The sequence below is a fragment of the Pantoea sp. 22096 genome (assembly GCF_052045955.1).
In the GTDB taxonomy this organism is placed as follows: domain Bacteria; phylum Pseudomonadota; class Gammaproteobacteria; order Enterobacterales; family Enterobacteriaceae; genus Pantoea; species Pantoea alfalfae.
This window is the reverse complement of record NZ_JBQEPW010000001.1, coordinates 360,009-374,473: the sequence shown is the minus strand read 5'-3', so window position 1 is coordinate 374,473 and position 14,465 is coordinate 360,009. Positions and strand designations below refer to the sequence as shown.

Annotated in this window: 11 protein-coding genes; 3 read left to right on the top strand and 8 right to left on the bottom strand. The window is 55.3% G+C overall.

All coding sequences use genetic code 11. The annotated features are described in order from the left end of the window. Positions 1–375: 375 nt before the first annotated feature. Both ACTJKZ_RS01640 and ACTJKZ_RS01635 read left to right on the top strand, forming a co-directional pair. Positions 376–579, top strand: coding sequence for a hypothetical protein (locus ACTJKZ_RS01640; RefSeq protein ID WP_161732178.1), 204 nt, complete (start codon positions 376–378; stop codon positions 577–579). Between the two features lie 72 nt (positions 580–651). Continuing rightward, positions 652–1,368, top strand: coding sequence for a 4'-phosphopantetheinyl transferase family protein (locus ACTJKZ_RS01635; RefSeq protein ID WP_253419372.1), 717 nt, complete (start codon positions 652–654; stop codon positions 1,366–1,368). Between the two features lie 156 nt (positions 1,369–1,524). Here ACTJKZ_RS01635 and ACTJKZ_RS01630 read toward each other — a convergent pair whose 3' ends face one another. The 3 genes from ACTJKZ_RS01630 to apbE form a co-directional block, all read right to left on the bottom strand. Beyond that, positions 1,525–3,177 (bottom strand): multidrug ABC transporter permease/ATP-binding protein, encoded by a 1,653-nt coding sequence (locus ACTJKZ_RS01630; protein WP_161732176.1) that lies wholly within the window; start codon positions 3,175–3,177, stop codon positions 1,525–1,527. Positions 3,178–3,272: 95 nt separating this feature from the next. Further along, complete coding sequence (gene alkB, locus ACTJKZ_RS01625) at positions 3,273–3,914, bottom strand: DNA oxidative demethylase AlkB (RefSeq protein WP_222925202.1); 642 nt, start codon at positions 3,912–3,914, stop codon at positions 3,273–3,275. Then, positions 3,914–4,960 carry an FAD:protein FMN transferase ApbE gene (gene apbE, locus ACTJKZ_RS01620; protein ID WP_440829132.1) on the bottom strand — a complete coding sequence of 349 codons (1,047 nt, stop codon included), beginning with the start codon at positions 4,958–4,960 and terminating at the stop codon, positions 3,914–3,916. Before apbE ends, alkB begins: the two co-directional genes overlap by 1 nt. 432 nt (positions 4,961–5,392) lie before the next feature. Here apbE and ACTJKZ_RS01615 point away from each other — a divergent pair, with 432 nt between their 5' ends. Further along, the gene (locus ACTJKZ_RS01615) at positions 5,393–5,587 is read left to right on the top strand and encodes a hypothetical protein (protein WP_150010500.1); all 195 of its coding nucleotides are present in this window, start codon (positions 5,393–5,395) and stop codon (positions 5,585–5,587) included. A gap of 26 nt (positions 5,588–5,613) precedes the next feature. Here ACTJKZ_RS01615 and ompC read toward each other — a convergent pair whose 3' ends face one another. From ompC to ACTJKZ_RS01590, 5 genes are all read right to left on the bottom strand, one after another. Continuing rightward, entirely contained in the window at positions 5,614–6,732 is a 1,119-nt protein-coding gene (gene ompC, locus ACTJKZ_RS01610) for a porin OmpC (RefSeq protein ID WP_161732173.1), read from the bottom strand. 598 nt (positions 6,733–7,330) lie between these two features. Continuing rightward, positions 7,331–8,500, bottom strand: coding sequence for an HlyD family efflux transporter periplasmic adaptor subunit (locus ACTJKZ_RS01605; protein ID WP_161732172.1), 1,170 nt, complete (start codon positions 8,498–8,500; stop codon positions 7,331–7,333). Then, a complete protein-coding gene (locus ACTJKZ_RS01600; protein WP_440829131.1) occupies positions 8,497–10,641 on the bottom strand; it encodes a type I secretion system permease/ATPase in 2,145 nt (714 codons plus the stop codon). Before ACTJKZ_RS01600 ends, ACTJKZ_RS01605 begins: the two co-directional genes overlap by 4 nt. A 16-nt stretch (positions 10,642–10,657) precedes the next feature. Beyond that, entirely contained in the window at positions 10,658–12,013 is a 1,356-nt protein-coding gene (locus tag ACTJKZ_RS01595) for a TolC family outer membrane protein (RefSeq protein WP_222925462.1), read from the bottom strand. A 304-nt stretch (positions 12,014–12,317) separates the two neighbouring features. Next, positions 12,318–14,234, bottom strand: coding sequence for an Ig-like domain-containing protein (locus ACTJKZ_RS01590; protein ID WP_440829130.1), 1,917 nt, complete (start codon positions 14,232–14,234; stop codon positions 12,318–12,320). Positions 14,235–14,465 lie beyond the last annotated feature (231 nt).

Genomic DNA, 14,465 nt, shown 5'->3' with positions numbered 1-14,465 from the left:
TCGCACCTTCCGCAATCCGATCTATACTTAAAAGCATGTGGGTAACAAGAGGAGAGTTCATGACATTCATCGAAAAAGACGATCCAACAGAAGCACCCGAGTCTGGCGATAAGCAACCTTCTCCGCCAGACGAAAAGTAACCCACGAGGCCGCGTCTGACGCGGCTTTTCTCTGTCACGACTTCCCATGGCTTAACATTCAGATTAATCCCGAACGGGGTTAGCATTCTTCATGAAATCATCAGGTTATCGCTTGCAAAAAAGCCTGACCCGCTTCACAAAAGTAGTCGCCCGCTGCGCTTTTTCATCAAACTGAAACAAAAATGTCACAGAAAATAACTACCCTGAACTTCCCAGAAATTGACGGATAATTTTTATGGCGATCAAAGCGAAAAGCCTGAAAGATGCAGAAGCGTTACTTCATTCAGGCATTAGCAAAGTGGAACTGGCGTATGACATTGGCAGCGACGATTTCTTTCGTCTGGCGAGCCACTGGTGCAACCGGGGTGCACGCATCAGCAGGGGTCACCACCATTTCGTTGTTTCTCTCAAGAGTTTTGCCATTCCTCCCAACGACTGATTGCGGCGGGCTGCTTGCCCAGAACCATCGCGCCTGATTAAATGCCTTTTTAGGTTCTGATGATGGTTTCGCATGCGCTATCCCGACCTGCCGCTGCCGCCTGTTGCAGGCGGCTTTATCCTTTCCTGTCATCTTAACCACAGCGATCCTTTGCTGGCGGTGAGTCACTTTGACCCACAAAAATATCATGACGCGCTGGCTGTCGAATGGCGTATTCCGCTGCCTGCCCGACTGCAGCAGGCGGTCAATAAAAGACGTGCGGAATATCTCGCCAGCCGATTACTTGCCCGGTCAGTAATGGCAGAACTGGGCATTGATGATTTCATTCTGACTAACGCGCCTGACCGATCTCCCTGCTGGCCCGCTGGCATTCAGGCCTCACTGTCTCACAGTAGTGGTGTCGTCGTGGTGGCGGCTACGCGTCAGCCCTGCGCTATCGGGGTCGACGTCGAGCAGCTCATGTCGGAGACCACCGCGCAGGAAACGGCCGGCCTGCTGATGAATGAGCAGGAACAGCAGCTGTTGCAGACACTGCCCGTCTCCTTCAGTGCGGCCGCTACCCTGCTCTTCTCGCTCAAAGAGAGCGTATATAAAGCACTATGGCCACAACTGCATCAGCCGATGGACTTTCTGGATGCGGCACTGGTGTCCGTAGATTTCGCGCAGCAAAGTGCCACGCTGCGCCTGACTCAGCACTTCGGCGAGCGTTTTGTGAGGGGTACGTTACTGGAAGCGGACTTTATGTGGCAGGAAAATCAGGTGATCACCCTGGTCTCGCATCGGCTTTAAAAAAACCGGCTAAACAAGGGTATTTAGCCGGGGTAAACACAGACGAAAGAAGACGTTTCAGGATGGCAGAAACTGACGTTTCTGATGATTGCTAAAGTAGCCTGTCTGACGCGCAGCACGCCAGTGCGCTTTTCTGCTAAGTTTTGCCAGTTGCCGTCAAAGTCCGGTGTCGGTGCGCTTTACCGAGTCGAGTGTGGCGAGATCGCGCTCATTACCGGTCAGCTCCGTTAACTGACCTTCGCGCATCTCCAGCAGCCGATCGGCATGAATGAAGTAGTGATCGTCATGACTGATGGCAAACACCGTTTTACCCGCCTGCTGCAACCACGGCAGCAGCTCACGATAAAAGATGCGGCGAAAATGGGGATCCTGATCTGCCGCCCATTCATCCAGTAACAGCACATCGCGCTCTTCCGCCACCGCCAGCAGCAGTGCCAGTCGTTTACTCTGCCCTTTAGATAGCCGCAGGTTCAGCACTTTGTTGCCTTCAATCTTCAGTTTGTCCTGCATCTTCAGCCGCTCCAGCCACTGCTGCACCAGCGCCGGATTGGCTGCCACGCCTTCCCGCCCGATCAACCGGTCAAACAGATGCAGGTCGGTGAAGACCGCCGAAAACTGACTGCGCCACACATCCAGCTCCTCTGCCGTGATCGCTTTACCATCCAGCAGCAGCGTGCCGGACTGCGGCTGATACAGCCCGGTCAGCAACATCGCCAGCGTCGATTTACCGCTGCCGTTGCCGCCAATCAGGAACACCAGTTCCCCCCGGCGCAACGTCAGGTTAATCGGCCCGACCTGAAAACCGTTATCACCATAATGGAAAGAGACGTCGCGCAGCTCCAGTGTCTGCCAGTCAGAGACGGGAGATGGCGCGTGAAACCCGGGCTGATAGGGGGCGAGGTCAAAGGCGTTGAGCTTACGGAATGCGACCTGGGCACTGAGCAACGTCGGTAACGCACCCACCGCCGAGAGCAGCGGCGTGCGTAAGAACAGCAGCGTCAGGGAAAAGGTAGCGGCGACGGCGGTATTAGCCCAGCCCAGGCTGTTGGCCATAAAAAAGACCATGCCGATAGCGCCTAACGTCATGATATTCGACCAGTTAACCGCACTGAGATGGTATGTATCTGCGCGTACAATATGGTGACGCCAGGCACGGGCATCCTCCTGATACACGGTGTCATAGACCTGCTGTGCACGGGAGCGGTTAAGCTGCAGCTCTTTGCGCCCTTCAATCACCGTCTGGTAATCGCGATAAAGGTTGTCTTCGATTTCCCGCAGCTTTGCCATGTGCTGGTAGACGCGTGAAACCAGCATCCAGCCGCCCACCAGCGTGACACCCAGCCAGAGACTGGTCACCAGCAACATTTTTGGGGACAGCCAGGCGAGATAAAGTGCCGAGCCAAGCGTAATGATGACGCCCTGAAACAGCTCCGGCAGGCGCACAAAGGCCAGCGTAATCGCCCGCACATCGCTGGTCAGTCCTGCCAGCAACTGCGCGCTGCCAAGTTGCTCGATGCGTTCAACCCGGGAATCGAGGATACGCTTAATAAATTCGCCGCGCAGTCGCCAGACAAACTGATGGCCGAGCATCGTCAGCGCCAGCTGCGAGGCCAGCGTCACCGCCATCAGCACCACCAGCTGCAACAGAAACTGCGGCAACACCGCAAAAGAGGTGTTAATGGCGACAATCATTTCGCGGTTGATAAAGGCGATCATGCCGATACCCAGCACGGCGCTTAACAACGTCAGCGCAATCACCCCGATAAAAGGCCAGCGGAACTGGCGAAAAACAACGCTTAACAACGTCATGCAGGCAATCCATCAGCTAAAAATAGCCTGCAGTGTAATGGGATGCCAAATGATAGCAATAGTTATTCTCACCACGCCGTGACCGGCGTGACGGGTCAAAAGGCGCGGCGAAACGTCAGGTTATAACGCCAGGGACCGGCCAGCGGATGAACGCCTGGCTTCAGCGGCAGAATGCCGTGGTAGCGCAGGCGCGACGGCCCGCCCCATACCACAATATCACCGTGTTCCAGCAGCACACGCTGAGTTGTGTCACCACGCTCGAAGCCGCCAAACTGGAAAACCGCAGGCAAGCCCAGCGACACCGAAACGATAGGCTGGCGCAAATCTTTCTCATCTTTATCCTGATGCAGTGTCAGCTTCGCGCCCGGTTCATAGCGATTAAGCAGGCAGGCATCCGGATTAAAATCAGCAAATCCTGCCTCTGATGCTGCCTGCTGTGCCAGAGTACGAAACAGCGGCGGCATTGGTGGCCATTTACGTCCGTTGAGGTTGTCCTGCTGCTGATAATTGTAGCCACGTGAATCCACCGACCAGCCAAAATCGCCGCAATTGGTCATCGCCACCGACATGCGATGACCGCCGGGCGTAATGCGATGGGCAAACGGGTTCTGTTCCGCAATTGTCAGGATCTGTTGATAAAGCGCTTCTGCATCTTCGCGCGCGCGACGCCGCAGGATCATGGCACCTTCAGCCAGCGGCTCCTGCCAGGGGTGCTCTTCACTAAAAAGATCTAACATCAGGGTTCTCCGGATTTTTCGGGGATCAGGAAAGCAGCAAACTGCGGCGACATCCAGCTGACAAATTTATCGCCCTGCTTACTGATCAGATAGACCGCCAGATGCTCTTTTATCGCCAGCGCTTTGGCTTTTTCGGTACCGAGTACCATCAATCCGGTATCCCAGCCGTCGGCTTCCAGTGCCGTAGTGGCGATCACCGTGGCGGAAACCAGTTTATGCTCAATGGGCCGTCCGGTAACGGGATCGATCACATGAGAAATGCGCTTGCCATCCAGTTCATAATAGTTGCGATAGCTGCCGGATGTGCTGATACCGTGTCCCTGCAGATCAACGCGCGCCTGAACCGCATTTTCGCGATCGGTCGGTTTCTGAATCGCTACGCGCCACGGCTGCTGCTGCGCATTCAGACCACGACTCAGCACCGCGCCCCCGACCAACACCAGATAGTTGTTGATGCCGAGTTGCTCCATCAGGCGCGCCAGATGATCGGTTGCGAAGCCCTCGCCCACTGTTGAGAGATCGACATAAAGGTCAGGCAGATCTTTCTGCAGCCACTGCGCGTCTGCACCCTGCACCACCCGCAGATGCTGCAACCCGGTCTGCGCCCGGGCGGTGGCGATCTGTGCAGCATCCGGCGTATGAGCTGGCTGTCTGGTCGGGCCAAAACCCCATAAGTTAACCAGTGGCCCGACAGTAATATCCATCGCCCCGCCGGTTTTACGGCCAATTCGCAGTGAGGTGGTGACAATATCCGCCATGTTTTCACTTACTGCCCACGGTGACAGATCCCGGCTCTGATTGAAGCGTGATAACACGGAATCGGCTTTCCAGGTTGAGAGTTCAGCATCGTCCGCATCCAGCTGCCGCTGGATGCGCTGCTGCAGCTCCGCTTTACGTTCGATCTCCACACCCGCCAGGCTCACACGCCAGACGGTTCCCATCGTTTTTCCTTCCAGTACCAGTGCGGTTGTTGCTGCTGGCTTATCGCAGGCTGCTAACATCAGTACTAACGTCACTATAAACAGCAGATTAATCTGAGAACGCATCCTTCCTCGCATGTAACACTTTATTAGTCTCTGCTACAAAGCATAAACTTCGGGTAAATTAGCTTAAATAGCGTTGAATATTTTTCTGAATCACGAGAACATTCACTGGTCATCTATCCTGACCCCGCCTCCCGACAGGCGATAAACATTATTTCAAAGTAAGGAGCTACAGATGATTTATGCGATTCTCGTTATGGCCCTGGGCCTGTTTATTTACGGAAGTTATAAAGTGGTCGAACAGCGTCGTCATCGTCATATGACACCTTCACGGCCGCGCCATTAACAAGCCTGACTGCACCTGATTGGGGCAATGCCTCTCTGATGCGTGCGGCAAGTGTATCAAAACGGGCGCGCCGTCTGTGGCTGTGAGAGCGGTAAAGCTGGCATGAATTCTGCACTGTTGAAACAGTGTTTATCTCTGAGAGGTGCAGAATGAAAAATTCACAGAAGTGGCCGTCGGCATGGCATCACTGGCTGAGCTTTTCAGCCTTTACGCTGGCAGGTGTCGCATTTGAAGGTGCGCGATTCGGCAGTGTTGTGTCGTCGGTAACGACAGCACCGGAACCCACGAAGTGGCAAAAGGCTGAAGCGCTCAGCCCGGAAGGCGATGCAGGAGCGCAGCGGTAACTGCGCTCCCTGACAACTCAGAACGTTTAGAACTGGTAAACCAGACCCAGTGCCACCACGTCGTCGGTATTGATACCGGCTGCGTCGGTGAACGCGTTGTCGTCCAGCAGGTTGATCTGGTAATCAACATAGGTAGACATGTTTTTGTTGAAGTAGTAGGTCGCGCCAACATCGATATATTTTTTCAGATTCTGTTTGCCCCAGTTCTGAACATCGGTGCCGCGTGAGGTGACATAGGCCAGGGATGGACGCAGGCCGAAGTCGAACTGATACTGTGCAACCAGTTCCCAGTTATCCGCTTTATCCGCATAGCCGTAAGCTGAAGAGGCGTCACTGCTGTCACCAAAGCGGGTCGCATTGTAAGCACGCGAGTACATCGCGGCCAGATAGACATTGTTTGCGTCATATTTCAGACCGCCCGTGTACACTTCCGCTTTATCGCCGCGACCAAGAATACCTGATGTCGCGCTGTTCTGATCGTTGGTACGGTCAGACTGGAAAGCCGCGGCACCAATGCCAAAGCCCTGACCCAGATCATACGTGGTGCTCAGACCCCAGCCGTCGCCATTCTGACCCAGTACGTCACGGCCATTTGCAGATTCGGTGTTGTTGCCATTCTTGCCCTGATACTGCACGGCGAAGTTCCAGCCATCCACCAGACCAAAGAAGTTATTATTGCGGTAGGTCGCCATGCCGTTGCCACGCTGATACATAAAGTTATCTGCGCCATAGGTATCGCCACCAAACTCGGGCAGCACGTCGGTCCATGCGCCGATATCGTAAGCTACGCCGTAGTTACGACCGTAGTCGAACGAGCCCGCATCCCCAAATTTTACCCCGGCAAAGCCGACACGCGTGAAACTATCAGCAGTGCCTTCAGACTCGGCGTTGTTCAGCGCAGCCTGATATTCCCACTGACCGTAACCGGTCAGTTGATCGCTGATTTCGGTTTCGCCTTTGAAGCCGAAGCGCACGTAGGATTGGTCGCCGTCAGAGCTGTCGTTGTCAGAGAAGTAGTGCAGACCGTCAACTTTACCGAAGAGGTCTAATTTGTTGCCGTCTTTGTTATAGATTTCAGCTGCGTTTGCTGATCCTGCTGCAACCAGCAATGCAGGGATCACCAGGGAGAGAACGCGACGTTTCATTTTATTACCCTCTGTTATGTGCCTTTATTATTTGCCACTGCGAACTGAATGATTAAAAATTCAGCCGGCAGGCCATTGTTGTTATATAACGGGCAATAATCCACCAGGAAAATGCTACTAAATTTCCAAAACTGTTTCATAGATCGAAACAGTTATTTCTTAATGTAAATATCGGGGAACTAATAACCAGCACAGATCGATAAAAATCAGCGCACGAATCGTTAATCTCAATTCGTATTGTTTGTTATCAACAGGTTGCATCAGAGCTTTATGAAGCACTGAATGATAAAACTTTTACGGCATCTGGTAATAGAATAGTCCCCGCTATCATCATTTATTCCATTATTACCTTCATTCTCCCCGAATGAGATGTACAACTTATTATTTCCCGCCGGACACGTTGTCCGGCATTTTTTTGCCTGAAATTTGCCGTTCCGTTATATCTGCGTAAACTTTCTTAAGCTGATTAAATTAACTCTGCCCCAGTTCCGCACAGAGTGCTAAATTTCGCACGCTTTGCGCCCTGAATGATGAAATATCCGCCATGTTAATTTATCACCGTAATTAAGCAGGCGGAGAGTGGGGATGGTGCTGATTTTCAGCGCTCGCGCAGCGATTCTTTGACTTTATTCAGCGGCTTAATCAGATAGTCCATGACCGATTTCTGACCGGTTTTAATCTCCACGTTAGCCACCATACCCGGCACAATCGGAAATTTTCGTCCGGCACGGTTGGTCAGCTCTGCTTTCTGAGTACGAACGTAAACACGATAGTAATATTGATCGCGTTTTACCTCATCCTGCAGGGTATCGGGCGATACCGTTTCAACTTCGCCGGGCAGATCACCATAGATAGAAGAGTCATAGGCGGTCACTTTTACGGTGGCGGCCAGACCGGGGCGGATGTACGCGATATCACGTGGATTGATACGCGTCTCAATCAGCAGCTGATCCTCCAGCGGCACGATCTCCATCAGTTTACCGCCCGGCTCCAGTACGCCTCCGACCGTGGTGACCTGAATATCTTTGACGATGCCGCGTACCGGCGAGTAGAGCGTGGCACGCGTCAGCTGATCTTCTTTGCCCGCAGCAACCTGCAGTTGTGCATCCAGTTCGGCATTGTTTTTCACCTGCTCTTCATGGGCGCGCACCAGATAGTCGTTACGCGCCTCATCAATTTTACCGCGCAGATCGCTGACCTGACGGCGCAAACGAATCACCTCGACCTGCCCTGCCGCACCCTTAGCCACCAGCGGTTCCGTCAGCCGCAGTTCATCCTGTACCAGTCTCAGCGACTGCTGCAGGTTACTGATGGTTTCGGTGAGATTACGACGACGCGACTCGTAGAGCTGCCGTTCGCGCGTGACCAGGTTCGGCTCCTTCAGGGTTTCGGCGCTGAACGTAAGCGGCGTGCCTGACAACTCCGCCTCAAGCCTTTCGGATGAGGCACGCAGCGTGCGCACTTTGGCCTGTGCTTCGCCGAAGTTGGACTGGAAGCGCGTCGGATCGAGCGTGGCCAGCACCTGCCCTTTCTCAACAATATCGCCCTCATGCACATTCAGCTGTTTGACGATGCCGCCGTCCAGGCTGTCGATCACCTGCGCGCGGCTGGAAGGTGTTACCTTGCCGATGCCGACTGTCACCTCATCCAGAATGGCGAAGTGCGCCCAGATGAGAAAAATTGCCAGTGCGGCGGTGCAGAGCCAGATAATCGCCGATGTCCGGCGCTCATGACGGGCAAGATCTTTATCAACAATAACCAGACTCATGCAGCATCTCCTTTCCCTGGCGTCGCTGGCGTCGTCGCACGGCGCAGGATCTCGTCACGCGCACCATCGGCCACAATCCGGCCGTTATCCATCACCACAATACGGTCGACCATCTTCAGCAGCGCCGGCCGGTGCGTCACCAGCACCAGCGTCCGGCCACTGATCCAGCCCTGTAGCTGACGGATCACATGCTCCTCCAGCTGTTCATCCATGGCCGCAGTCGGCTCATCCAGCAGGACGACCTGCGGCTGCCGCAGGATCATACGACTCAGCATCACCATCTGACGCTGCCCGCCTGACAGTCCGCGTCCGCCTTCATTAATAATGCGATCCAGACTGGCGGCATCCTGCTGGACCAGCGACAGTGCGCCGCTGATGCGCAGCGCCTGCAGCATCTCCTGTTCGCTGGCGTGGGGATTACCCAGCATCAGGTTCTGCCGCAGCGTGCCAAAGAAGAGACGGGAGTCATGCGACAGCCAGCCGAGCTGACGGCGTAAATCGACAGGATCGATACGCTCAATATCGACGCCATCGACAATCACCTTGCCCTGAGTGGCCTGCGCCTGACCGGCCAGGATCTTCAGCAGCGTCGACTTCCCTGCCCCGACTTTACCCAGAATGGCAATCTTCTCGCCGGGCTTGATCTGCAGCTGCTGCACGTTGAGCACATTCTTTTCATTCTCTTCGTCATAGCTGTAATGGACATTGCGCAGATCGTACTGGCCGGTAAGCGTCGGACAGTGCGCCAGCGTAGCGGCTTCAGGCTGATCGAGTGGCTTTTTCAGCAGCTCATCCAGCCCTTTCATCGCCATCTTGGCGTGCTGCCAGCGTGAGAAAACCATCGTCAGCTGCATTAACGGGGCGATGGTACGGGATGAGAGCAGGCTACAGGCGACCAGCGTACCGGTGGTGATTTGAGAATCGAGCACCAGATAGACACCAAACACCAGCATTCCGGCATAGGTGAGCTGCTGCACGGTTGACGCCCAGCCGGTAAGACGCGCGCCCCATAACCGCTGCTGATTGCTGATTGAAGCGCTGACTTCGTGGGTCTGTTCCCATTGACGCTGAAAATAGGGTTCCGCCTGTAGCGCCTTGATATCCTCAATCCCCTCGATGGTCTCCACCAGCACCGCATTGCGCAGCGCGCCCTCGCGCAGCCCCTCTTTGGCCAGCTTCGCCATCGGAATCTGCACCAGCAGGCCGGGAATGACGATCAGCGGGATCGCCGCCAGCGGGATTAGCACCAGCCAGCCCCCCACAAATGACATGATAAACAGGAACAGGATGACAAACGGCAGATCGGCTGCTGCACCCACCGTGGTTGAGGTTAGCAACTCGCGCACCTGGTCGATCTCACGCAGCTGCGAGATAAAGGAGCCGGTCGATTTTGGCCGCGCCTCATTTCGGATACTCATCGCCCGGGCAAACAGCATGGCCGAGACTTTGAGGTCGATGCGTTTACCCATCAGGTCTGATACCTGGGTGCGCATCAGCCGGATCACATACTCAATGGCCGCGGCGATCAGCACCCCGACAAACAGCACCCACAGCGTGGATTGCGACTGCGCCGGAATCACCCGATCGTAGACCTGCATCGAAAAAAGAATACCGGCCAGCGCCAGCACGTTGCTGATCACTGAGGCCAGCGAGATCTCGGTAATACGGCGCCCCATGCCGCGAAAGTTTTTCCAGAACCAGTGCGGCTCATAGGGCTGAACGAATTCGTCGATACGCGCATCCCGGCCACGCGCCGCTACGCCTATCACCCCGACATCGCCCTGAGCACGTGCCAGCAGTTCCGATAAGGCGCTTTCACGCACCACATCGCCGCCTTCACTGAGCCAGTAGCGCGCGCTGCCGTCGGCATCAATGCTCTCCAGCACCGCCACGCTGGCATTTTCCAGCACCAGCACTACCGGAGTGATCTCCTGACGCCAGCGCAGTTTGTTCTGCGGCACCATGGTCAGATGCAATCCCAGCAGCCCGGAGAGCCGCTCCAGCTGCTGGGACACCGGCAGATGTTCAAACCAGCGCATCTGCTGACGCAGGGTTTTGCCATCGGCAGGTTTACCGAATCGCGCGGCGACGCGCAGCATGGCGGCAATCCAGTTATCGGTATTCAGGGTTGATGTACTCATTATTAATGCCTTATCGCTATTGCAGCGAAGGAAGGAGATCGCCGCTGCTTTGCTGGCGATCGATACCCATGATATCGAGCAGATTGTCTACCGCGGCGGCATAGCGCACGGTGGCATCCCAGCCGTCATAAAGCGCGGTGATACGTGAGCTGTCAGCCTGAAACACATCCTGTTCCACGCTCAGCAGATCGTTCAGGCTGCGCTTGCTCAGGCGATATTCATCGGCGTAGACATTTCGGGTATGGTCGGCGCTGGCCAGCTGCACTTCCCCGGCAGCCTGCCGTTGCTGCGCGCCAATCATGTCGGCATAGGCGGTGGAGGCATTCTGATTAATGGCGAGTTTGGCCTGCTGAACTGCGGCCTGCGCCGCTTCACGATCGCCCTCCGCTGACGCGGTTCTGGCATTGACCATGCCGCCCTGATAAAGCGGCGCTTCCACCTGCAGCTGCACTTCATCATCCCAGTAAGACGCACGATCGTTTTCATAGCGGGTCCGGCCCGCCTGCACTTTAATCGTCGGCCAGTGACCGGACTCTGCCTGGCGCACCCGTTCACGGGCGGCTTCCTGTTTCGACTGCGCGCTGCGCACCGCCGCGCTGCTTTCATAGGCGATTTTGTCGAGGGTGATCTGCTGCTTAAGCAGCGCCTGTGGCAGTTCCGGCAGCGTGGCGGGAACCACGCCGGTCAGCACAGTCAGCTGCGCGGTGGCGGAACGGTGCTGGGCACGATATTGCTCAAGCGTGGCCTGCATTGCGGCGATGCGGGTTTCCGCCTGCAAAACATCTGACTGCGAGTTGAGTCCGGCATCGGCGCGCAGTTTTGCAATATCCCGAACCCGCTGCAGCGAGGCGATATTGGTGTGCGCCGTTTCAGACAGCGCCTGATAGCGTTTGACTTCAAGGTAGGCCTGCAGCGTATCTTCCGCCACGGTAGTCATCGAATCAAACAAGCCGAAACGATAGGCATCTGACAGCGCATGCTGTTCATCGATGGCGCTGCCGGTGCGGCCAAAATCATAAAGCAGTTGACTGAGTGTGATACCGCCGGAGCCATTATTGTTCAGACTGCCAGCGGAGTCGGTCTGGTGAGAGCGTCCCGCGGCACCCTGCAGTGAGATCTGCGGATACCAGGCGCTGCGGGCGGCATCCATATCCCCCTTGCCGACGTGGATCTGTGCCGCCGCTTCCGAGATTTTCGGATTGCGGGCGAAGGCCCGGAGAATGGCGTCGCGCAGCGTTAAGCTGGCAATCTGTTCTTCGGTCGGCGCAGCACGCCAGTTAAATTCGGCTTTAGGTAACGGTGCGGCAAAGGCCGCGTGCACTGCCACGCCACTCAGGGCGCACAACAAAAAAGTTAATCGCGCTTTGTTCATCATCAATACCAGCAGGGGTTCTTATCATCATGGTGTTTTTCCTGGTGAACAAAGCGAGCTAAAAGGAGTATGTCTCAGAGCCAGACAGCGTTATTGCTTTATTTTTTTTATGGTTTGTTAGCGGGACGCCAAACGACATTTAACATTATTAGATCATATCCCGCGCTTATTCCTGCTAAAAATAGATGAAATCATTAATATTTCTCCTGAACGGACGAAAAACAACCATCAGACAAGTCCATGCCAATCCAGACAGGCTTAACAAACCTGTCCGGAAGGCAGTGCTTTTACTAATGTGTCGGCGTCAGACTATCGGCTGTGCTGCAGGATGCTGCAGCAGATGGTCGGCAAGGGTATAAGGAACATCGGAGAAGAGATGGCTCTCCTGCGGAACAGCAGAAGCCGTGGAGGTGTGCGCAACGTACGCAGTCTCTGCCTGCTGAGTGAGAGTGACGGTTTCAAGCACATTATCCACCGTCTGGTCCGCCATCAGGCTGGCCGTTTCGGTATGCGATGCCACCTGCACCGTCTGACTGGCCGTGGCCAGATTACCGGCGCTGTCTTTGCCGCTGACCGTCATCTGGTACTCACCATTATCCAGCGGTGCCAGCTGTCCGGCCAGAATAGTCAGCGCCCAGCCACCATCCGCTTTTACGCTGGCGCTGTAGTGCTGATCGCCCAGCGTTAATTCTACCAGGCTGCCCGGTTGCAGATGGCTGGAGCTACCCTGGATCAGATGCCAGCTGTTGACATCGGCAGCATCAATTTTATTGTCACCAAAAGCCGTATCCAGGGTCAGCGTCGGGCGCTGATGCACGGCTACGGTAAAGAGTTTATCGCTGGTCTGGGTGTCGCTGTTGCCATATTCATCCCAGCGGTGAAAGATGGCGGCGACCGGGCCATCCGGCAGTGCCAGCAGCTCGCTGGAGGTCAGTGTTACCATACCTTTGGCATCAGGCTGGTAGGTTTTACCGTTGATCTCCAGGGTGTTGGCACCTTCAACGTAGAAGCTCAGATCGTGCTGCGCCTCCTGATAGTTAAGCGTCATGTCACCGCCGATATCCATTTCGGTGTAGATCGGAATAAAACCGGTGTGGATATTCAGCTCATGCGTGACGTCAAGGTAGTTTTTGGCCCCGTCGATCGACCAGGCACGAATTTCTCCAACGTTGATAAAAGCGGGCACATCCGCTGCCGGGATTACCACCTGCCAGTGTCCATCTTCGCCTATTGTGGCGGCATAATCTTTCTGGTTGGCACCGGTGATCACCAGCCGGTGACCCGGCATCACGGTAGAGAGCGTGCCGCTCAGCAGCAGATCCTGCTGGGTTTCCGCCAGATTAATGACGTCGTCCGACGTGACCTTATCAAAGGTGATGATGGGCACGCTACTCAGGTGAGTAATCAACGTCAGATCGTGATATTCGGTCGCGGTTTTTCCATTGGGATCGGTCGCCGTGACTTTCAGACTGTAGACGCCATCCGCCAGCGCTTTCATATCACTTTCCTGGAAAGAGCCATACCACTTGCCATCACGTCCCATGACGGCGGTGGTCGTTTGCGTGCCCAACGTTAATTTCAGCACCGACCCCGCCGGCAGGTGCGTTGCGCTACCGCTGATTTCAACGCCGTAAATGCTCTCAGCAATATTTACCGCGTTGTCGCCACTGATCGTGTCCACTGTCAGTGTCGGTTTGATGGTGCGGTCAACATAGAGACCAAAATCGACGTCGGTTGTGGTGCTGTGGCCCGCTTTATCGGTAAGGGTCAGCGTCAGCGAGTGATTGCCATCCGGCACACCTTTTAGCGCCTCAGCCGGCATGGAAGCGTTCCAGTAGCCCCACTTGTTAACGGTGCTGTGCCAGCTCTGGTCGTTGAACGTCAGTGTGACCGTTGAGCCTGCTTCGCCTTCCGCCCGGCCGCGCAGATGTACCGGTTTTTGCGCCTCCCAGCCGGCAATAACACCATCCATAGCAAGAGGTTCATAGGGGCGTAGCGCAACAGGAGGGGGACTCTCAACCGCGCTGACAGCCAGGGCACTGTAGTTGAGCGGGCTGCTATGCGGTGACTCCGCAGAGAAAGGGGTAACAGGCAGAGAGAGACTCTGCGTTGTGACTGGCGCAATGGCGGGCAGCGCGCTGTCGGCGACGGCAAAGTCGCTCACCGCCGTCTGGAAAATGGATTCGAACCGGACGGAACGAAGCGTATCGCGTGTTGACATAGGTAACCTCAGTTCAGAACAGAAATGCAGACCAAAGGGCCCGGATAAACCGGACGTTAAGACTGTCGATAGGTAGTGGGTCAGCTGACGCTGCCCGTTTTCGCTGGTCGGAACTGATTACCCGCAGGTAACAGGGATGATGAAAGAGGACGCTGATAAAAGCGACAAATGGAGCCAGAATGCTGATTTACGGCGTAACGCCGTTTGCTGCGCTTACCCTAATCTTTCATT

What these genes read in the sequence shown, in the direction of transcription:
- ACTJKZ_RS01640 (WP_161732178.1), top strand. Translation starts at nt 376, where the DNA reads ATGGCGATCAAAGCGAAAAGCCTGAAAGATGCAGAAGCGTTACTTCAT.
- ACTJKZ_RS01635 (WP_253419372.1), top strand. Translation starts at nt 652, where the DNA reads ATGCGCTATCCCGACCTGCCGCTGCCGCCTGTTGCAGGCGGCTTTATC.
- ACTJKZ_RS01630 (WP_161732176.1), bottom strand. Translation starts at nt 3,177, where the DNA reads ATGACGTTGTTAAGCGTTGTTTTTCGCCAGTTCCGCTGGCCTTTTATC.
- alkB (WP_222925202.1), bottom strand. Translation starts at nt 3,914, where the DNA reads ATGTTAGATCTTTTTAGTGAAGAGCACCCCTGGCAGGAGCCGCTGGCT.
- apbE (WP_440829132.1), bottom strand. Translation starts at nt 4,960, where the DNA reads ATGCGTTCTCAGATTAATCTGCTGTTTATAGTGACGTTAGTACTGATG.
- ACTJKZ_RS01615 (WP_150010500.1), top strand. Translation starts at nt 5,393, where the DNA reads ATGAAAAATTCACAGAAGTGGCCGTCGGCATGGCATCACTGGCTGAGC.
- ompC (WP_161732173.1), bottom strand. Translation starts at nt 6,732, where the DNA reads ATGAAACGTCGCGTTCTCTCCCTGGTGATCCCTGCATTGCTGGTTGCA.
- ACTJKZ_RS01605 (WP_161732172.1), bottom strand. Translation starts at nt 8,500, where the DNA reads ATGAGTCTGGTTATTGTTGATAAAGATCTTGCCCGTCATGAGCGCCGG.
- ACTJKZ_RS01600 (WP_440829131.1), bottom strand. Translation starts at nt 10,641, where the DNA reads ATGAGTACATCAACCCTGAATACCGATAACTGGATTGCCGCCATGCTG.
- ACTJKZ_RS01595 (WP_222925462.1), bottom strand. Translation starts at nt 12,013, where the DNA reads ATGAACAAAGCGCGATTAACTTTTTTGTTGTGCGCCCTGAGTGGCGTG.
- ACTJKZ_RS01590 (WP_440829130.1), bottom strand. Translation starts at nt 14,234, where the DNA reads ATGTCAACACGCGATACGCTTCGTTCCGTCCGGTTCGAATCCATTTTC.